The 18371-nt window shown below is 70.7% G+C and carries 18 protein-coding genes and 1 tRNA gene; 14 read left to right on the top strand and 5 right to left on the bottom strand.

The features are described 5' to 3' along the window. Positions 1-82 precede the first annotated feature (82 nt). The gene (locus ACWGJ5_RS27610) at positions 83-493 is read right to left on the bottom strand and encodes a VOC family protein (protein ID WP_453312364.1); all 411 of its coding nucleotides are present in this window, start codon (positions 491-493) and stop codon (positions 83-85) included. Between the two features lie 139 nt (positions 494-632). On the opposite strand from ACWGJ5_RS27610, the gene ACWGJ5_RS27605 reads away from it, so the two are divergent. From ACWGJ5_RS27605 to ACWGJ5_RS27545, 13 genes are all read left to right on the top strand, one after another. Beyond that, positions 633-1004 (top strand): hypothetical protein, encoded by a 372-nt coding sequence (locus tag ACWGJ5_RS27605; protein ID WP_453312363.1) that lies wholly within the window; start codon positions 633-635, stop codon positions 1002-1004. Between the two features lie 102 nt (positions 1005-1106). Further along, positions 1107-1937, top strand: coding sequence for a hypothetical protein (locus ACWGJ5_RS27600; protein ID WP_453312362.1), 831 nt, complete (start codon positions 1107-1109; stop codon positions 1935-1937). A gap of 68 nt (positions 1938-2005) precedes the next feature. Then, positions 2006-2761 carry a GntR family transcriptional regulator gene (locus tag ACWGJ5_RS27595; RefSeq protein WP_453312361.1) on the top strand — a complete coding sequence of 252 codons (756 nt, stop codon included), beginning with the start codon at positions 2006-2008 and terminating at the stop codon, positions 2759-2761. 180 nt (positions 2762-2941) lie between these two features. Continuing rightward, complete coding sequence (locus ACWGJ5_RS27590; RefSeq protein WP_453312414.1) at positions 2942-4027, top strand: TIGR03364 family FAD-dependent oxidoreductase; 1086 nt, start codon at positions 2942-2944, stop codon at positions 4025-4027. An 8-nt stretch (positions 4028-4035) separates the two neighbouring features. Further along, positions 4036-4734: a phosphonatase-like hydrolase gene (locus ACWGJ5_RS27585; RefSeq protein ID WP_453312360.1), complete on the top strand. Its 699-nt coding sequence runs from the start codon at positions 4036-4038 to the stop codon at positions 4732-4734. 1 nt (position 4735) lies between these two features. Further along, positions 4736-5782 carry an ABC transporter ATP-binding protein gene (locus tag ACWGJ5_RS27580; RefSeq protein ID WP_453312359.1) on the top strand — a complete coding sequence of 349 codons (1047 nt, stop codon included), beginning with the start codon at positions 4736-4738 and terminating at the stop codon, positions 5780-5782. Further along, on the top strand, positions 5775-6557 hold the full coding sequence (locus ACWGJ5_RS27575) for a 2-aminoethylphosphonate ABC transporter permease subunit (RefSeq protein WP_453312358.1): 783 nt from the start codon (positions 5775-5777) through the stop codon (positions 6555-6557). Before ACWGJ5_RS27580 ends, ACWGJ5_RS27575 begins: the two co-directional genes overlap by 8 nt. Beyond that, a complete protein-coding gene (locus tag ACWGJ5_RS27570) occupies positions 6544-7341 on the top strand; it encodes an ABC transporter permease (RefSeq protein ID WP_453312357.1) in 798 nt (265 codons plus the stop codon). Before ACWGJ5_RS27575 ends, ACWGJ5_RS27570 begins: the two co-directional genes overlap by 14 nt. 46 nt (positions 7342-7387) lie before the next feature. Beyond that, on the top strand, positions 7388-8443 hold the full coding sequence (locus tag ACWGJ5_RS27565) for a 2-aminoethylphosphonate ABC transporter substrate-binding protein (protein WP_453312356.1): 1056 nt from the start codon (positions 7388-7390) through the stop codon (positions 8441-8443). A gap of 137 nt (positions 8444-8580) precedes the next feature. Further along, positions 8581-9360, top strand: a complete 780-nt coding sequence (locus ACWGJ5_RS27560) for an HAD-IIA family hydrolase (protein ID WP_453312355.1) — start codon at positions 8581-8583, stop codon at positions 9358-9360. A gap of 146 nt (positions 9361-9506) precedes the next feature. Further along, positions 9507-10073, top strand: a complete 567-nt coding sequence (locus ACWGJ5_RS27555; RefSeq protein WP_453312354.1) for a hypothetical protein — start codon at positions 9507-9509, stop codon at positions 10071-10073. Between the two features lie 9 nt (positions 10074-10082). Then, positions 10083-10751, top strand: a complete 669-nt coding sequence (locus ACWGJ5_RS27550) for a class F sortase (RefSeq protein WP_453312353.1) — start codon at positions 10083-10085, stop codon at positions 10749-10751. A 123-nt stretch (positions 10752-10874) separates the two neighbouring features. Continuing rightward, complete coding sequence (locus ACWGJ5_RS27545; protein ID WP_453312352.1) at positions 10875-11897, top strand: glycoside hydrolase family 6 protein; 1023 nt, start codon at positions 10875-10877, stop codon at positions 11895-11897. Here the strand turns inward: ACWGJ5_RS27545 and ACWGJ5_RS27540 are convergent, their stop codons facing one another. The 4 genes from ACWGJ5_RS27540 to ACWGJ5_RS27525 all read right to left on the bottom strand — a co-directional run bounded on the left by ACWGJ5_RS27540 (position 11898) and on the right by ACWGJ5_RS27525 (position 17076). After that, the gene (locus ACWGJ5_RS27540) at positions 11898-13832 is read right to left on the bottom strand and encodes a galactose oxidase-like domain-containing protein (RefSeq protein ID WP_453312351.1); all 1935 of its coding nucleotides are present in this window, start codon (positions 13830-13832) and stop codon (positions 11898-11900) included. After that, positions 13829-15829 carry a glycosyltransferase family 2 protein gene (locus tag ACWGJ5_RS27535; protein ID WP_453312350.1) on the bottom strand — a complete coding sequence of 667 codons (2001 nt, stop codon included), beginning with the start codon at positions 15827-15829 and terminating at the stop codon, positions 13829-13831. The genes ACWGJ5_RS27540 and ACWGJ5_RS27535 overlap by 4 nt, the downstream gene beginning before the upstream one ends. A gap of 264 nt (positions 15830-16093) precedes the next feature. Then, positions 16094-16897, bottom strand: a complete 804-nt coding sequence (locus tag ACWGJ5_RS27530; protein WP_453312349.1) for a FadR/GntR family transcriptional regulator — start codon at positions 16895-16897, stop codon at positions 16094-16096. 105 nt (positions 16898-17002) lie between these two features. Beyond that, a tRNA-Lys gene (locus ACWGJ5_RS27525) sits at positions 17003-17076 on the bottom strand. A gap of 186 nt (positions 17077-17262) precedes the next feature. Here ACWGJ5_RS27525 and ACWGJ5_RS27520 point away from each other — a divergent pair. After that, positions 17263-18348, top strand: coding sequence for a peptidoglycan-binding protein (locus ACWGJ5_RS27520; protein WP_453312348.1), 1086 nt, complete (start codon positions 17263-17265; stop codon positions 18346-18348). Positions 18349-18371 lie beyond the last annotated feature (23 nt).

Here is an 18371-nt window from a genome sequence, read left to right as displayed (position 1 = left end):
AAGGGGCGCGGGGAACTGCGCGAGCGGCCGACCTGCGGTCGCGTACGGTCTCAGGCGGCCCGGTGGGTGGGCGCGGCCCAGGTCATGCCGGCAGGTTCAGTTGCCAGGAGACGCCGAAGCGGTCGTTGATCCAGGTGAACTTGGTGCTGAAGCCGTAGTTGCCCGGGGGCATGAGTTCCGTGCCCTGCTCGGAGAGGGCCCCGTGGAGGCGGTCGATCTCGGCCTCGTCCTCGCACTGCACGAAGAGCGAGATGGCGGGTGTGAACGTGAAGTCGTGGTGCGCGGGGCTGTCGATGCACATGAACTGCTGGCCGGCCAGCGAGAACGTGGCCTGCTGCACGCTTCCCTCCACGCCGGGCCCCTCGGCCCCGTACCGAGTGATGCTGACGACCTCGGCGTCGTCGAACAGCGAGGTGTAGAAGGCCATCGCGTCCTCCGCACCGCCCTCGAACATCAGGAACGTGGTGATCTTCTGTGACGTCGCGATCTTCATGTCGCATGCTCCTCAGGCGCTGTCGGGCGGCGTGCACAGGCCCGCCCGAGGTGTTCACAATGGACTCAAGCGCATCAATCGAACCAAACGGCCGCCACCGTCTCACGGAACGCACCGCCCGGTGCAGTGAGGAGTGAGTATGCGCTGCTCCCGCATCACCACCGCAACCCTTGTCGGCGCCGGCCTCGTGGCCCTCGCCGGCACGGCCACCGCCGCACCGGTCGGCACCGTCAGTCCCGCGAAGGTGAGGGCCGGTCAGACCGTATCCCTCACGCTCACGGGATGCAGCGATCCCAGCCGGGGCGGCCGCGCCGAAGGAGCGCCGGCCGGCCACGGCACGACGGAGCGCACCCCCATCGGCGTCGTGGACCTCAAGCCGCTGGAGAACGGCACGCTGGCCGGGATCGCCGCGACCGTGTCCGACGCGCGCCCGGGCGTGGCGCAGATCTACATGGCCTGCGCCTCCGATCCGGAGGCTGTGGTCACAGTGGACGTCACGATCGTCGGCTGACCCCCGCCGATCGGGTGGACTTCGCGGCCCGTACCGGAGTGGTTGCAGCAGGGGCGTCGGTCCTACCGGCATGGTCATGTGTTTATGCGACTGTGCACACCTATGTCCCTCTACGTGGCCGCAGCCGCCGCCGCGTCCGCCTCCGCCGGTGTGGTCGTCCCCGCCGCACCGGCAGCCGCCCTCGCCGAACCGCCCCCCGCCTGCGTCGCCGGCGACCCGCGGGCCTTCCCGCTGTCCGCCCGGATCCGTGGCGGCCCGGCCTCCTACGAGGCGGGCGGCGGATACGGCACCTGGTACATCGACCTGACCAACACCACCCGCCGGACCTGCACCGGCATCCACCCGTTGATCGTCCTCGTCGACGACAATCGCGCGCTGCAGCCGGACCAGCCCAAGCTGGAGTTCTACGACGGCCCCACGGCCCGGCCGGTGACATTCGAGAGCACCGACGAGCAGGAGCTGATCGGCGTGCTCGACGGCAACGGGTTCGACGGGTTCGCCGTACCGCCCGGCGGGACCGTCAGCGTCAAGGTCAGACTCGTCTTCCCCTCCGACACCGCGTCCGACCGGGTCACCGCCAACGCCGCCGTCGTCCAGCGCCGGGGCGACGACGGGGACTGGATCGGGGAGTCCAACGCCTACCGGTTCGGGATCGGGGAGTACGCCCCGCCGGCTCCGGACGGCACGAAGGACGGTGGCGTGGCACCCGGCGAGTCCGCCGGCCCGCAGGCGACCCCCGGCACCGGCACCACCACCCCCGACACCGGCCCCGGCCCGGACCTGCCGTTCCCCGCCGGGGCGGAGGACGCCGGGGAGCGGGCCAGTGAGCTGGCGCGCACCGGACCCCGCCTCACCCGCGGGCTGCTCGCCGCCACCGCCGCGGTCCTCGGGGTCAGCGGCGGCGCGTTGCTGCTCATCCGCAAACGCCGCTGAGCCGGGGCCCGTACGCCCGAGCCGGGGGTCGTACGACGCGCACCCCTGCCGTCTGCGACGATCCCTGCGTGGACTACCCGAACGACCAGGCCCCCGGCGCCCCCGTCCGCTCCGGCATTCCCGAGCACGGGCGCATCCCCAAGTACTACGCGGTGAAGGCACGCATCGCCGCGCTGCTGGAGGAGTTGGGGGAGGACAGTGTCATCCCCACCGAGCGGGACCTCGCCGAGCGGTACGACGTCGCCCGGGAGACCGTGCGGCAGGCCGTACGGGAGCTGGTGCTGGAAGGGCGGCTGAGGCGGAAGGGGCGGGGCACGGTCGTCGCCGGGGCCAAGCTGGCCCAGCCGCTGTCCCTCGCGAGCTACACCGAGGGCGTGCGCCGCCAGGGCCGTACGCCCGGTCGTACGCTCGTCACCCTCGAGAGGTTCCCCTGTCCGCAGGCCCTCGCCGCCGAGACCGGGCTCACCCGGGGCGAACCGGTGTGGCACCTGGAGCGCGTGCTGCTCGCCGACGAGGAGCGGGTCGGCCTGGAGAGCACGTACGTCGCCGTCGAGCGGGTGCCTCGGCTGGACAGCGACTTCGACCCCGACTCCTCCTTCTACGGCTATCTCACCAGCCAGGGCATCTCCTTCGGCGACGCCGACGAGCGCCTCGAGACCGTGCTGGCCACGCCCCGCGAGGCACTGCTCATCGGCACCCCGCCCGCCCTGCCGATGCTGCTGATCCACCGCGTCTCCCGGGACACGGAGGGCCGGCCCCTGGAGCGTGTGCGCTCGCTGTACCGGGGGGACCGGTTCTCCTTCACCGCCCATCTCAAGGGCTGAAAAGCGGCTTATGTCCCGATATAGACCCCTACCGCGATATCACGGAAAGATAACGGGTCTAGCCCAAACGTGATGGGTCGTTCACGCTCTCGTTGTCAGCCGGATGTCTCCGGTTCCCCGATCCCGAGGAGCGTTGCCGTCGTGAAAGTGACAGTCGTCGGAGCAGGCGTGGTGGGCACCATGCACGCCTGGCATGCGGTGCAGCGTGGCCACCAGGTCGTCCAGATCGAGCGCGAGGCCGAGGCGCGCGGCGCCTCGCTGCGCAACTTCGGGCAGATCTGGGTCAGTGGCCGCGCCGCTGGAGAAGAGCTGGAGACCGCGCTGCGGGCGCGGGAGTTGTGGGAGGGCATCGGCGCACGGGTGCCGGCGCTGGGCTTCCGGGCGAACGGGTCCCTGACCCCCGTCCGCGGCCCCCTGGAGCTCGCCGTCGCCGAGGCCGCGGTGGGCCGCGCGGACGCCGCCGCCCGCGGCTACAAGCTCCTCACCCCGAGCGAGGCCCGCGCCCTCAACCCGGCCCTGCGCGGCGACTTCACCGCCGCCCTGTACTGCGAGCGGGACGCGGCCGTGGAGCCGCGCACCGCACAACTCGCCCTTCGCGCAGAGCTGTTGAAATCCCCCGACTACACCTTCCTGCCGGGCCGGGAGGTCCGCGAGGTCGTCGGCGCCGGCACCGTCCGGGACGACCACGGGGACGTGCACCACGCCGACGCGGTCGTCCTGTGCACCGGTGCCTGGCTCGGCGGACTGGTCCGCGAACTCGCGGGACCGCAGCTGCCCGTGCGCCGGGTGCGCCTGCAGATGATGCAGACCGACCCGCTGGGCGAGCCGCTGCCGACCTCCGTCGCCGACGCCGACAGCTTCCGCTACTACCCCGCCTACGCCTCCCCGGCCCTCGACCGGCTCAACACCGAACAGCCGCAGCCGGAGACCGCCGCGACCCACAAGATGCAGCTGCTCATGGTGCAGCGCGCCGACGGCGGCCTGACCATCGGCGACACCCACGAGTACGAGCACCCCTTCGCCTTCGACACCGTCGAGGAGCCGTACGAGCACCTCACCGGTGTGGTCGAGTCCCTCCTCGGCCGGCCGCTGCCGCGCATCCGGCGCCGCTGGGCCGGCGTGTACGCGCAGTGCACCGAGCCCGGCCGGGTGGTGCACCGGCAGCAGGTGCGCGAGGGGGTGTGGCTGGTCACCGGGCCCGGCGGGCGCGGCATGACCTGCGCCCCCGCGATAGCCGAGACCACCGCGAACGAACTGGGCTGGTGAGCACCCCCATGACCCCCGCAACCACCGACATCCGGCTCGTCGTCCTCGACATGGCCGGCACGACCGTCGCCGACGGCGGACTTGTCGAGCGCGCCTTCGAGACGGCGGCCACCGAACTGGGCGTCGAGCCCGGGTCGGCCGAGCACGCCGAGCACCTCGCCTACGTCCGCGCCACCATGGGCGAGTCCAAGATCTCCGTCTTCCGGCACCTGTTCGGCGCCGAGGACCGCGCCCAGCGCGCCAACACCGCCTTCGAGAAGGCGTACGGCGACCTGGTCGACGGCGGCCTGATCGCACCCGTGCCGGGGGCCGAGGAGGCCATCCGGGAGCTGGCGGACAGCGGCCGCACCGTCGTGCTGACCACCGGCTTCGCCCGCGTCACCCAGGACGCGATCCTCGACGCCCTCGGCTGGCGGGACCTCGTCCCGCTCACCCTGTGCCCGGCCGACGCCGGCGGGCGCGGGCGGCCGTACCCGGACATGGTCCTGGAGGCGTTCCTGCGCACCAAGGCCGCCGAGGACGTGACGCAGGTCGCCGTCCTCGGGGACACCTCCTACGACGTGCTCAGCGGGGCGCGGGCCGGGGCCGGGCTGGTCGCCGGGGTGCGCACCGGGGCCCACGGCGACGCGGAGTTCCGGGCCGCCGGGGCCACGCACGTCCTCGACTCCGTCGCCGACCTGCCGGCGTTGCTGCTGGGAGAGCGCTGAGATGGGCATCCGCTTCGACTCCGTCACCGTCGCCTACGACGGCAACGTCGTCCTCGACTCCCTCGACCTGACCGTCGAGCCCGGCGAGGTCATGGCGCTGCTCGGGCCGTCCGGCTCCGGCAAGACCACCGCGCTGCGGGCGGTCGCCGGGTTCGTACGGCCCGTGTCCGGGCGGGTGCTCCTCGGCGGCAAGGACGTGACGGACCTGCCGCCGTACCAGCGGGGCATCGGGATGGTCGTCCAGAGCTACGCGCTGTTCCCGCACATGCGGGTGGACGAGAACGTGGCCTTCGGGCTCAAGGCCCGCAGGGCGGGCAGGACGGAGACGCGGCAGCGGGTCGCAGAGGCGCTGGAGCTGACCGGCATGGCCGCCTACGCCCGCCGGCATCCGCGCGAGCTGTCCGGCGGGCAGCAGCAGCGGGTCGCCATCGCCCGCGCCCTCGCCATCCGGCCGGACGTACTGCTGCTGGACGAGCCGCTGTCCGCGCTGGACGCCCGGCTGCGGTCCGGAATGCTGGCCGAACTCGCCCGGCTGCACCGGGAGTTGCCCGACATGTCGATGCTGTACGTCACCCACGACCAGGTCGAGGCGCTCACGCTGGCCGACCGGATCGCGGTGATGGACGCCGCGCGGCTTCAGCAGTGCGGGACGCCACGCGAGCTGTACCGGTCGCCGAAGAGCGAGTTCACGGCTTCCTTCGTGGGCGGCGCGAACGTGCTGCCGGTGACGGTGGGCTCCGGGGGCGTCGGCTTCGCGGGGACCGAGCTGAAGGTCGACACGGGCAATGCGGTCGCGGGGGCGCGGGCCACGCTGTGCGTACGGCCGCACGTCATCGGACTGGGCCAGGGCCCCAACCAACTCACGGGTGTCGTACGGGAGATCCAGTGGCGGGGGGCCACGCACCGGCTGTACGTCGAGGTCGACGGGCATTCCGTCATGGCGGACGTGCGCGAGCTGAAGGATCCGCCGGCGCTCGGGGACCCGGTGAGCCTGCACTTCGCCGCCGAGGACGCGGTGCTGCTGCCCGCAGGGGCCGGCCATGAGTAGGCGGCTGCTGTGGGCCCTTCCTCCCGTGGCCCTCCTCGCCCTCTTCTTCCTCTACCCCCTCGCCCTCGTCGTCCAGCAGTCCTTCCAGCCCGACAGCGGGGGCACCTCCCTCCGGCCGTACGCGGACGTCTTCGCCTCCGAGGCCTTCCGGAACGCGCTGTGGACCACGGTCTGGCTGGCGCCGGCCTCCACTGCCGGATGCCTGGTCCTGGGCTTCCTGCTGTCGCTGGTCATCGCGTTCGTACCGTTCCCCGGGGCGAAGGCGGTGGCACGGTTCATCGACGTCTACCTGTCCTTCCCGTCCTTCCTCATCACGCTGGCGCTGCTGTTCATCTACGGCACCACCGGCATCATCGGTTCCTTCCAGTTCCTCACCACCCCCTGGGGTGTGCTGCTGGCCGAGGTCACCTACTTCACGCCGTTCGTGATGCGGCCCCTGCTCGCCGCGTTCTCGCAGCTGGACACCGCCCAGCTGGAGGCGGCCAGTTCACTGGGCGCGCGGGCACCCCGCATCATCCGCCGGATCATCCTGCCGGAGTCGCTGCCCGCGCTCGCGGCCGGCGGGAGTCTCGTCCTGGTGCTGTGCCTGAACGAGTTCGGGATCGTGCTGTTCACCGGCGCGAAGGGGGTCACCACCCTGCCGATGCTCGTCTACAGCAAGGCGATCCTGGAGTCCGACTACCCGGGCGCGTGCGTGGTCGCCGTCGTCAACGTCCTGATCTCCGTGGGCCTCTACGGCCTCTACCGGGTGGTGAGCCGTCGTGCTGGTGCATAGCCGTGGGGCCAGGTGGGCCGTGTGGACGGTGTTCCTCGTCCTGTTCGTGCCGCTGTTCGCGCTTCCCCTGCTCGTCGTCCTCGGCGCCTCCTTCGCCACCCACTGGTCCGGCGTCCTGCCCTCGGGTCTGAACACCGCCAACTACCGTGCGGCGACCCGGGGCGAGGCCCTGCAGGCCCTCACCACCAGCCTGCTCACCGCCACCACCGCCAGCCTGCTCGCGCTGACCGTCGGCACCTGGGCCGCGCTGGCCGGTGCCGCCCTGAAGAGGCGGTACCGCAGGCTCATGGACGCCCTGTTCGTGCTGCCGGTCGCCGTGCCGTCGGTCGTGGTCGGACTGTCCGTCCTGGTCGCCTTCTCCAAGCCGCCGATCCTGCTCAACGGCACCCGGTGGATCGTGATCCTCGCCCACACCGTGCTGGTCACCGCCTTCGCCCACCAGTCCGTGTCGGCGGCGATCACCCGCCTCGACCCGGCGTACGAACAGGCCGCCGCCTCCCTCGGCGCGCGGCCCGCCCGCGTCCTGCTCCGGGTGCGGCTGCCCTTGCTGCTGCCCTCGCTCACCGCCGCGGCCGGCCTCTGCTTCGCCCTGTCCATGGGCGAGCTGAGCGCCACGATGATGCTCTATCCGCCCGACTGGACCCCGCTGCCCGTCCTGATCTACGCGGCCACCGACCGCGGTGCCCTGTTCACCGGCTCCGCCGTCGCCGTGGTGCTGATGGCCGCGACCCTGCTCGTCCTCTTCGCCGTCTCCCGGGTCCGCACCCGGGCGTCGTACCGCTGAATCCCCCTCGGTAATTCCCTTCACCACGCCAGGAGTTGGCCTCGCCATGCCCAGAAACCGCCTCACGCTCGCCGTAGCCCTCGCCCTGCTCGCCACCCCCCTGCTGTCCGCCTGCGGCGGCTCCTCCGCCGCCTCCGACGCCAAGGCCGTCACCGTCTACAGCGCCGACGGCCTCAAGGGCGAGAACGGCGACGGCTGGTACGACAAGGTCTTCGCCGACTTCACCAAGCAGACCGGCATCAAGGTCAAGTACGTCGAGGGCGGCTCCGGCGAGATGGTGCAGCGCGCCGTCCGCGAGAAGTCCAACCCGCAGGCCGACGTGCTGGTCACCCTGCCGCCGTTCATCCAGGAGGCCGACAGCAAGGGAGTGCTGCAGAAGTACGAGCCGAAGGACGCGGACCGGGTCAGCGGCGCCGACAAGGCTGTCGACGGCACCTGGACCTCCGTCGTCGACAACTACTTCGGGTTCGTCTACAACAAGAAGGAGCTGAAGCAGGCCCCCAAGACCTGGGACGAACTGCTCGACGGCAAGTACAAGAACAAGCTCCAGTACTCCACCCCGGGCGTCGCCGGTGACGGCACCGCCGTCCTCATCAAGGCCATCCACGACTTCGGCGGCAAGGAGCAGGCCCTCGCCTACCTGAAGAAGCTCCAGGCCAACAACGTCGGCCCGTCCGCCTCCACCGGCAAGCTCGCCCCCAAGGTGGACAAGGGCGAGCTGCTCGTCGCCAACGGCGATGTGCAGATGAACTACGCCCAGTCCAAGACCATGCCGGGCCTCGGCATCTGGTTCCCGGCGGCCAAGGACGGCAAGCCCACCACCTTCGCCCTGCCGTACGCGGCCGGCCTGGTCACCAAGGCCCCGCACAGCGAGAACGGCAAGAAGCTGCTCAACTTCATGCTCGCGCAGAAGCAGCAGCAGGAGGTCAGCGAGATCGGTGGCGGGTTCGCCGCCCGCCGGGACGTCAAGGCCACCGACGCCAACGCCATCGCCCTCACCAAGCTGATGGACGGCGTGGAGTTCTTCGAGCCGGACTGGAACGACATCGACAAGAACCTCACGTCGTACGTCGAGGACTGGAAGTCGGCGACCGGAAGCTGATCCGTTCGACCTGCGGACCTCGGGGTCAGGATCAGGCCACGCTGATTAGGCTGGGGGCGTCGGTACGCCGTGGTTCCGGCGCCCCAGCTCTTCAGACCGTCTTTCCTCGACCGTACGCACGCCAGGAGACGCACAACATGGCAGACCGCAAGCCGATCGAGTCGTGGCTCACCGACATGGACGGTGTCCTGATCCACGAGGGTGTTCCGATCCCCGGCGCCGACGCCTTCCTGAAGAAGCTGCGCGAGTCCGGGCGGCCCTTCCTGGTGCTCACCAACAACTCCATCTACACCGCCCGTGACCTGCACGCCCGGCTGCGGCGGATGGGTCTGGACGTGCCGGAGAAGAACATCTGGACCTCGGCCCTGGCCACCGCCCAGTTCCTCGACGACCAGCGGCCCGGCGGCAGCGCCTATGTCATCGGCGAGGCGGGCCTGACCACCGCCCTGCACGACATCGGCTACATCCTCACCGACCACGACCCCGACTTCGTGATCCTCGGCGAGACCCGCACCTACTCCTTCGAGGCGCTGACCAAGGCGGTGCGGCTGATCAACGACGGTGCGCGGTTCATCGCCACCAACCCGGACAACGTCGGCCCCTCCACGGAGGGCGACCTGCCCGCCACCGGCTCGGTCGCCGCCCTGATCACCGCGGCGACCGGCAAGAAGCCGTACTTCGTGGGCAAGCCCAACCCGCTGATGATGCGGGCCGGGCTCAATGCCATCGGGGCCCACTCCGAGAACTCCGCGATGATCGGCGACCGCATGGACACCGACGTCCTGGCGGGCCTGGAGGCCGGAATGCGCACCTTCCTGGTGCTGTCCGGCGTCACCCAGCCCGACGACGTCGACGGTTACCCCTTCCGCCCCTCGCAGGTCGTCGACTCCATCGCGGACCTGGTCGACCTCGTCTGATCCGACCTGGCCTGGCCTGACCGGCCCCGATCGGTTCTGACCTGGGCTTTTCAAACCCCGATCCACCCGTTCGGAGCAACGGGGCGCCTCCCGAGGATGCGGAGGCGCCCGCGGCGGGGGAGCCTCCTGATAACTGGAGGTTCACGATGGGCTCACTACGCCTCACTGTCTGTACAGGAATCCTGGCCGTCGCCGTGTTCGCCCCGGCGGCCCACGCGGCCGACTCGGGCTCGGTCTCCGTGACGCCCGCCGCCCCCGCCCCCGGCAGCGACGTGTCGGTGCGGGTCCACGGCTGCTCCGGGCCGCAGGGCACCGCCGCCTCGGCCGCGTTCGTCGCCGACGCCCGGCTGACCGGCACACAGGGCACCCTGGCCGGCGAGACCCGCGTCCGCTCCTCCCTCAGGCCGGGCGCCTACGACGTCAGGATCACCTGCGCCGACTACGTGATCACCGGGAAGATCACGGTGGTCGACAGGGGGACGGCACCCGGCCGGGCGACCGGGCAGTTGGCAGATCCCGCCGGCCGGCCCCCCACCGCCGCCTCGCCCGTCGCCCCGGTCCCCGCGGGCGGCGGTGGCACCGCCCACTTCGCCACGGTCGCCACCACCGACTCCGGCCCCGACACCGTGCAGACGGTGACCGGACTGGCCCTCGCCGCGGCCGCGGCGGTCGCCGTCGGGCTCCGCGCCCGCCGCAACCGCGGCACCCGCTGAGCGCGGGCCATGTCCCACGACCGTGAGCGCACCAGCGGCACCGAGCGGCTCATCGCAGCCCTGACGTGGACCCTGCTGCTGTTCGGGCTGTGGCTGTGGGGGCGCGGGCTGACCGGTGTACCGCACCCCACGGGCGGCCCCGCCACGGGGAACCTGTTCGCCCTCGCACCCGCCCGGGCCCCCCGGCTGCCCAGCCCGGCCAAGCCGCTCGGGGACGCAGTGCCCCAGCGCGTCGACATCCCCCAGCTGGGCGTGCAGGCACCGGTGGTCAGTCGCGGTCTGGACGCCCAGGGCGCCATCGACCCGCCCCCCTTCGACCAGCCGGGCGTGGTCGGCTGGTACGGCGCCGGCACCGCACCCGGCGCCAAGGGCGCGGCGCTCCTGGTCGGGCACGTCGACACCGAGACCCGGCCCGCGGTCTTCTACAAGCTCAGCACCCTCAAGCCCGGCGAGACGGTCCGGGTGGTCCGCTCGGACGGCAAGGTCGCCCGGTTCACCATCGACGACGTCCGCGTCCTGCCCCGCTCCGGCTTCGACGCCCACCAGGCCTACGCCCCCCACCGGCCCGGCCGCGCCGAACTGCGCCTGATCACCTGCGGCGGCTCCTTCGACCGCGCCGCCCACAGCTACACGGCCAACGTCGTGGTCTCCGCATACCTCAGCGGAACCGCGGGCTGACCTCCGTACATCCCCGCCCCGCACGCCCCGTGGCGCGACCTCGCGACCTCGTGACGGACCGGCCGGATATGCCAGGATTGACCCCGGACCGGTGCGCCCAGGGGGGACCAGGGGGGATTTCGCATGGACGACAGCAGGGGGGCCCGTTCTTCCGCGCGGGCGTCGGCGGCGGTGGCGCTGGGCGCGGCACTGCTGCTCGCCGGATGCTCCTCCGGCGGCGGGGACGGCAACGGCGGCCAGGGGGCCCGGATCACCCAACAGCCCAAGGCCGCCGACCCGTTCTGGGTGAACCCGGACGGCACCGCCGCCCGGCAGTTCGCCGCCTACGAGAAGTCCGGCAAGAAGACCGAGGCCGCGCAGATCCGCAAGATCGCCGAGCAGCCGGTGGGCGAGTGGATCGGCCCGGAGAACCCGGAGAAGGAGGCGCGCGGCTTCACCGAGGCCGCCGAGAAGTCCGACCGCACGGCCCTGCTCGTCCTCTACGACATCCCGCACCGCGACTGCGGCCAGTACTCCCAGGGCGGCGCCGCCGACGGCAACGCCTACCGCGCCTGGATCGACGGCGTGGCCCGGGGCATCGAGGACCGCCCCGCCATCGTCATCCTGGAACCGGACGCCGTACTCCACCTCGTGGACGGCTGTACCCCGGACCGGTTCCACGAGGAGCGCTACGACCTCCTCAAGGGCGCGATCGCCAGGCTCAAGTCCCTGCGGAACACCAGGGTCTACCTGGACGCGGGCAACGCCGGCTGGGGTCACCCCGACCAGATCTTCCAGCCCCTGCAGCAGGCCGGCATCGACCAGGCCGACGGCTTCTCCGTCAACGTCTCCAACTTCTACTCCACCCAGGACTCCATCGCCTACGGCAAGCAGCTCTCGGCGAAGGTGGGCGGCAAACACTTCGTCATCGACACCAGCCGCAACGGCAACGGCCCCTACACCGGCGGCGACCCGGCCCAGCGCTGGTGCAACCCGCCGGGCCGGGCCCTGGGAGGGACCCCGACGACGAAGACGGCCGACGCCCTGGTGGACGCCTACCTGTGGGTCAAGCGCCCGGGGGAGTCCGACGGCACGTGCAAGGGAGGCCCGAAGGCGGGGGAGTGGTGGGCAAGTTACGCACTCGCCCTCGCCGACAGCACCGAGTGACTACGGAACCCTGACCCACTGAGCCTCGCTCGGTGTCCCCTGGTCGTCGGCGACGAACAACATGTACCACCCGGAGGTCACCAGGTTCCGGTTCTTCGGGACCGTCACCGTGATCTTGTTGCCGGCCGTCCTGAAGTCCAGTGCGACGGACCGCTGGTCGACGTCCGTCACATGCGTCGAAGCACTCGGCCGGATCAAGCGCACCTTCTTGATGCCGGCCGCGTGGTCGGACGTGAACGTCCCCGAAGCGCCGCGGGCGATCGTCTGCGGACCTCCGCCGAGCGTCGGCCGCGAGTCCCGGTACAGATACGGCGGCGTGTAGATCTCGATCCGCTGCTCGAACTTCCCCGGTCTGGTGTTGGCCTTGTCGCCGTACAGCGAGTCGGACCCGAAGAACATCACCCGCCCGTCCGGCAGCAGGATGGAGCCGGAGTGGTAGTTCCGGCCCACCAGCGGATCGGCCACCCGGGTGAAGCTGTTGCTGCCGGGGTGGTAGATCCGCGCCTGCAGGATGTCGGAGTCGCCGCGCCCCCGGTAGTCCGCCGAGCCGCCGGAGACCAGCACCGTGTCGTCGGGCAGGATCGAGGACTGCGGATACCGCGTGCCCTTCTCCAGCTCGGGCCCGTCCACGAACTTGGGGTTCTTCGCTTTCAGGGCGATCAGCCGGGTCTTCTTGCTGGACAGCTTCGACTCGCCGACACCGCCGCCCCCGATCACCATGAACCTTTCGTTCTGCGCCGGCGGCAGCAGCACCGTGCCCGAGGTCTCCATCACGTTCGGGTCGCTCAGCCCGGGCAGCTCGGTGAACCTGTTGGTGTCGACGTCCCAGATGCCGGGGTCACGGCCGACGTTGTCCGGGCCGTACCCCGCGTTCGAACCCGAGTAGAAGATCTCCCCGTTCTGCATCAGGAACAGCGCAGGATACGTCGGGAACTGCCGGACCGTCCTCGTGTACGTCCACTTCTTCGTCTTCGGGTCGAAGACCTCGTTCTTGCCCGGCACCAGCTGACCGATGTCGTCGAGGCCGGACACACTGAGGATCCTGCCGTCCGACAGGGTGGTGAGCGTCGGGTACCAGCGGGCCTCGTTCATCGGGTCGACCTTGATGTACCGCTCGGCGACCGGATCGAACTCGTAGGCGTCCTTGATCCCCTCGAAGTCCTTCTTGTCGAGGGCGAGTTTCTGCGCGATGCCGTAGGTGTTGTGCGCGTCGGAGCCGGTCAGGCCCTGGATACGGTAGTTGTCCTGGGTGCCGGTCTCGTACTGGGTGCCCTCCCGCGGGGCCTCGACGTAGACGCGGCCGTAACCGGGGTTGTTGCGCAGCCACTTGCCGGTCCTGTCGAAGACCTTCGTGGCGCGCGGGACCAGCACCGGGTCCTGGGAGACGAACGTCCTGCCGTTCTGTTTGCCGGTGAACCTGGTGCCGGCCGGGAGCGTCATCGGCTTGTCCGGGTTCTCGTTGTAGAGAATCATGACGCCGCCGGCCTTCTTGACGTCACCCTTGAGCTTCTCGTACCGCTTGGTACCGCCCGCGATCAGCAGGTTGCCGTCGGGTAACTGGGTGTGGCCGGTGCAGAACAGGTCGCTGGGCGTGGGGATCTTCTTGATCGTGCCCTTGACCGGGTCCCAGATCCGGGTGTCGAACTTCTTCTTGTCGAAGTTGTCCTGGTTGTTGCCCGAGCCGGCGACCAGCAGCACCTTGCCGGTGTGCAGGAGCGCCGCGTGGATGGTGTCCTGGCGGTACTCCGGAGGGAACTCGATGATGTCCCAGTGGCCGTTGGCGGCCTTGTACTCGGGTCTGTTGATCTTGTACTGGTGGTACTGCGCGGTCCCGAAGCGGTAGAGCCACGGCCCGTTCATCCCGGCCAGCGCGAGCACCACCGCCGTACCGATCGCAAGCCTGCGGACGCGACGGCGGCCGGACTGGTCCTTCATTCCTTACGGCCCCCCAGTCCGCCAAGGGCGATCTGCACGGTCTGCTCGTTCTCCCCGCCCCGGTCCACTCCCCGGCCCCCGTGCTGCTCGCCGGCCGCCCAGGCGGGCCGCTTGGGCGGCAGGTGGGCCGCGTACGCCGCGGGCACCGCGTCCTGCGGTTCGGTGGCCGCTCCGGCTGCCGTGGCCGCCGCCGGCTTCGGACTCTTCCGCTCCTGCCGCAGCGTGTACCGCCAGGCGAAGATCGGCGAGGCGGTGATCAGCAGGGCGAAGCACGCCCAGGTGATCATCGCGGGGTGGGAGTGCCCGAACACGAAACCGGCGGCGAGCGAGCCGGCGAAGACCAGGATGAAGAACCAGTGGACCCGGAACGTCCCGAACAGCGTGTCGGGGCTTGCCGACTCACCCTTGGGCGTGACCACGAATCTGCTCCTGCGGCGCAGTACGGCGTCCATGAGGGAGCGCGCGTAGATCGGCGCGGACAGCGCGGACATCACCATGCCCGCCACACCGCCGGAGCCCTCCGGCTCGTGCGGGGAGACGTTGTGCCGCCGGTTCCAGACGTACAGGCCGATCTGGAGCGCGGAGGCGTTGCCGTACAGCATCAGCCACACGGTCGGGTCGATGTTCACGCCCGAGGCGCCCAGGCCCAGGAACAGGGCGCAACTCAGCGCCGCGAGGATCCAGTTGAGGGCAGACATCGGATAGAAGACGATCATCATCGTGTAGTTGAAGAGCTTGCCCGGCCCCAGCGTGAACAGGCCCTTCCAGTACTGCTTGAGGATCGTCTCGTACGTGCCCCGGGACCAGCGCAGCTGCTGGGTGAAGAAGTCCGTCCAGGCGTTCGGGCCCTCGCCGACCGCGAGCACGTCGGGGGTGTAGACCGACTTCCACTTCCGACCGGTCGCCGGGTTCTTGGCGCGGTGCATCTCGAAGCCCGTCGCCATGTCCTCGGTGATGGAGTCGTACAGGCCGCCGATCTGCTTGATGGCGCCGATGCGCACGGCGTTGGAGGTGCCGACGAACATCGGGGCGCCGTAGCGGTTGCCGGCGCGCTGGATCAGGGCGTGGAAGAGGAACTGCTGGGACTCGGCGGCCTTGGTGACGAACGTGTCGTAGTTGCCGTACACCTGCGGGCCGATGACGAAGCCCACGTCCGGGTCGCGGAAGTAACCGAGCATCCGCTCCAGGTAGTTGGGCAGCGGCACATGGTCGGTGTCGACCGAGGCGAAGAAGTCGTAGTCGGCGCCGTGCGCCTCCAGCCAGGCGTTGTAGTTGCCGTGCTTGGTCTTCGCGCGGTGCGGGCCCTTCGGCCGGTTCCACCGCTCGACGCCCTTGCGGGTGAAGTGGTGCACACCGAGCCGGGCGCAGACCTCCTTGACGGCCGGGTCGTCGCCCTCGTCCAGCAGCCACACGTGCAGCAGGCCCCGGTGGCGCAGCTTCACCGCCGCCTCCAGGGTCTTCGTCACCATCTCCAGCGGCTCCTTGCCGGGCACGTAGGTGGTGAGGAAGGCGACTGAAGTGCCGGTCTCGGGGACGACCGGGACCGGGTCGCGGGCGACGAGCGTGGCGTGCGCGTTGGACAGCACGTTCATGCAGCGGAAGAACTCGATCAGGCCGATCGAGACGAGCATGACGACGTCGAGCGCCGGCAGGAAGTCGTAGGCGGGGTAGTCCCGTTCGGTCCAGTGCTCGGGCTGCAGCAGCCAGAACAGCAGGACCAGGGAGAGCACGGGGGCGGCGCCCAGCATGAGGGCGGCGCGGATGCGGTGCGGCTCCTGGGAGAGCAGCGACCGGTACTGCACCTTGTACGGCTTCGCCGGGTCGGGCTGGGTGAGGGGGCCCGCGAGCCGGCTGTAGTGCTCGTAGTCGTATCTGGGCAGGCTCTTCCTGATCCGGCGGAACTGGCCCGTCCGGTGCCCGGTCATCCTGAGTTGTGTGGTCTGTGACGGGTCGTCGTGAACGTGGCTCGGCCCGGCGCCCGACGGCGTCGACGTCATGAGTCATTCCCCCCACACGCAGGTCACCGCGTGTTCTGTCGCTGTGGCGGCTCGCCGTTGCCACGTCTTCCCCACCTCACGGAACGGCGACCTTCCGGTTGCATCGATGCCCCCCTCGGCATCGGTTCATGAGCGGGGCCCCCTCCCCGCCGTCCGGCAACCGTTTGCTTCCCCCCAACTCCCGCCAAACAGCGGCAGCTTGGACATCCAAGGGTTCTACGGCGCTCCGCATGATCGCAAGATGCGAAACACGGTGTTTACCGATCAAACCCGTTCATTGTGGCGCGTGTGGGGCTCGGGGGACGGGCGCGCGCCGGTGGTCGCGGGTGGCGGGGGTGTGCCGGTGGTCGTGGGAGACGGGGGTGTGCCGGTGGTCCCGGCCGGCCGGGGTGTACCGGTGGTGGAGAGGCGGACGCGGATGTTGCCGAAGTGGTCTCTTATGGCCTCCTCCGCCCGCAGCGAGTCGCCGGAGCGGACCGCGTCCAGGATCTCCCGGTGCTGGCGGCAGGTGACCCGGGGGTCCTGCGGCACGTCCACCAGATCCCGCTGTACCCGGTGGAAGGCGTCCCAGAAAGCCTCCAGCACCTCGCTCAGCAGCACGTTGTCCAGCCCCCGGTAGAGGGTGGCGTGAAAGGCCCGGTCGGTCTCGGCGAGGCCCGCCCCCTCGGCGGCCTCCTGATCCATGCGGTCCACGAGGGCGTCCAGTTCGACGAGGTCCGCCTCGGGCAGCCGCCCGGCCAGCCGCGAGACCAGCCCGGTCTCCACGGCCTCGCGCAGCTCCAGCAGCTGCAGCAGGGAGTCCTCGCCACGGTAGTGCCCGGCGACGGTGCGGAAGGCCAGCCCCTCGATCATGGGTGCGAACGACATCGAGCCGACGTACGTCCCGAAACCGTGCCGGATCTCCACGATCCCCATCGCCTGCAGCGCCTTCAGGGCCTCGCGGACGGAGTTCCGGCTCGCGCCGAGGTACTCCATCAGCTCGGGCTCGGTCGGCAGCGGGGCACCCGAGGGCAGCCGTCGGTCGACGATCAGCTTCTTGATCCGCTCCTGGAGGTCCCGGGCTGCCATGGCGAGAGGGTATCCGGCCAGTCGGGGGGAGGGCCCGGTTCCGGACAGGGGCGATTTTCGGACACGCGAAAGGCCCCCCGCTTTCGCGAGGGGCCTTTCGGTCGGTGCGCCGCCAGGGACTCGAACCCCGGACCCGCTGATTAAGAGTCAGCTGCTCTAACCAACTGAGCTAGCGGCGCCTGCTGACGGAGACAACTCTACCTGACCTCCAGGGGTGCCCATGACCACCCTCGGGTGATCAGAGGGTGGCCGAGCGGGGCGTGTACATCATTCGGGCCGTCAAAGTGGCGGTCCGGTGGACAGTTGGAAAACTGATCAACGTGCACACTCGCGGACCAAGCCCCTTCGAATGTGAGGTAGATCGCATGACGGCTCCGGTGTTCGAGGACTTCGACCCCGCCCGCGACTGCGACTGCCCCGGCTGCGTCCAGGAGCGACGAGCCGGCCCCGGTCCGGCATCCGGCCGCCCCCGCATCCGCCCGGCGACCTGCGGGATCGTTGCCGTGGCCGCCGCGTCCGCCGTCCTCGGGGCGGTCACCCCGGCCGCGGCCCTCACTCCCGGCCGCCCCGCCGTGGTGGAGGGCCTTCGCGCCCCCGGCGACGGCGAGTCCGACACCCCGCAGGGCGCCAAGGGCCCGTTGTACGGCCCGAAGGGCAAACCGGCGGGGCCCGACACCGTTCCGACCCCCGCCACCACCCGGACCAAGATCATCGACCGGGCCAAGGTCTGGGTGACCGCACAGGTGCCGTACAGCATGGACGCCTACTGGACCGACGGCTACCGGCAGGACTGCTCGGGCTATGTCTCCATGGCCTGGGGGCTGCCGGGCAACGAGTGGACGGGCAGCCTCGACCAGTTCGGGGTGAAGATCACCAAGGCGGAGCTCGAGCCCGGCGACATGCTGCTCTTCCACAATCCCAGCAACCCCGAGAAGGGCTCTCACGTGGTGATCTTCGGCGGCTGGACGGACTACACGCGCACCTATTACACGGTCTACGAGCAGACACCCCCGCGCACCCGCCGGCAGGCCACCCCGTATCCCTACTGGAGCAACGCCGACAAGTACGTCCCGTACCGCTACAGGGGCCTGACCTCCGGAACGAAGGGCGCGCAGTCCGCCTCGGCGACCGAGGCGGGGCCGGGCCGCCCCGCCACTCGGGGGGTGCCGGTCTCGCACGGGGTGCCCGGCTATCCGGGCCGGGGCTCCTTCCGCCCGGGCGCGGAGAACGCGTACGTCGCGCAGTTGGGCCGCCGACTGGTGGAGAAAGGTTTCGGCAGGTTCTACCCCACGGGGCCCGGCACACGCTGGGGTGAAGCGGACCGACGTGCGGTGGAGGCCTTCCAGCGCACCCAGGGCTGGCGCGGCGGCGCGGCGGACGGCTACCCGGGGCCGGAGACCTGGCGCCGACTGTTCGCTGACGCGGACCCGGACGGCTTGACGGATCTCTGACCGCTGGGCCGGGCGGGCGGTCT

Source organism: Streptomyces sp. NPDC054783 (genome assembly GCF_053611725.1).
Note: the sequence above shows the minus strand (reverse complement) of the source record. Positions and strands in the feature narration are given on the sequence as shown.

Excerpts from the sequence above, each read along its gene's own strand:
- ACWGJ5_RS27540 (WP_453312351.1), bottom strand. The coding sequence starts at position 13,832 with ATGAAGGACCAGTCCGGCCGCCGTCGCGTCCGCAGGCTTGCGATCGGT.
- ACWGJ5_RS27565 (WP_453312356.1), top strand. The coding sequence starts at position 7,388 with ATGCCCAGAAACCGCCTCACGCTCGCCGTAGCCCTCGCCCTGCTCGCC.
- ACWGJ5_RS27605 (WP_453312363.1), top strand. The coding sequence starts at position 633 with ATGCGCTGCTCCCGCATCACCACCGCAACCCTTGTCGGCGCCGGCCTC.
- ACWGJ5_RS27535 (WP_453312350.1), bottom strand. The coding sequence starts at position 15,829 with ATGACGTCGACGCCGTCGGGCGCCGGGCCGAGCCACGTTCACGACGAC.
- ACWGJ5_RS27520 (WP_453312348.1), top strand. The coding sequence starts at position 17,263 with ATGACGGCTCCGGTGTTCGAGGACTTCGACCCCGCCCGCGACTGCGAC.
- ACWGJ5_RS27585 (WP_453312360.1), top strand. The coding sequence starts at position 4,036 with ATGACCCCCGCAACCACCGACATCCGGCTCGTCGTCCTCGACATGGCC.
- ACWGJ5_RS27590 (WP_453312414.1), top strand. The coding sequence starts at position 2,942 with ATGCACGCCTGGCATGCGGTGCAGCGTGGCCACCAGGTCGTCCAGATC.
- ACWGJ5_RS27530 (WP_453312349.1), bottom strand. The coding sequence starts at position 16,897 with ATGGCAGCCCGGGACCTCCAGGAGCGGATCAAGAAGCTGATCGTCGAC.
- ACWGJ5_RS27560 (WP_453312355.1), top strand. The coding sequence starts at position 8,581 with ATGGCAGACCGCAAGCCGATCGAGTCGTGGCTCACCGACATGGACGGT.
- ACWGJ5_RS27610 (WP_453312364.1), bottom strand. The coding sequence starts at position 493 with ATGAAGATCGCGACGTCACAGAAGATCACCACGTTCCTGATGTTCGAG.
- ACWGJ5_RS27555 (WP_453312354.1), top strand. The coding sequence starts at position 9,507 with ATGGGCTCACTACGCCTCACTGTCTGTACAGGAATCCTGGCCGTCGCC.
- ACWGJ5_RS27600 (WP_453312362.1), top strand. The coding sequence starts at position 1,107 with ATGTCCCTCTACGTGGCCGCAGCCGCCGCCGCGTCCGCCTCCGCCGGT.
- ACWGJ5_RS27550 (WP_453312353.1), top strand. The coding sequence starts at position 10,083 with ATGTCCCACGACCGTGAGCGCACCAGCGGCACCGAGCGGCTCATCGCA.
- ACWGJ5_RS27580 (WP_453312359.1), top strand. The coding sequence starts at position 4,736 with ATGGGCATCCGCTTCGACTCCGTCACCGTCGCCTACGACGGCAACGTC.
- ACWGJ5_RS27545 (WP_453312352.1), top strand. The coding sequence starts at position 10,875 with ATGGACGACAGCAGGGGGGCCCGTTCTTCCGCGCGGGCGTCGGCGGCG.
- ACWGJ5_RS27575 (WP_453312358.1), top strand. The coding sequence starts at position 5,775 with ATGAGTAGGCGGCTGCTGTGGGCCCTTCCTCCCGTGGCCCTCCTCGCC.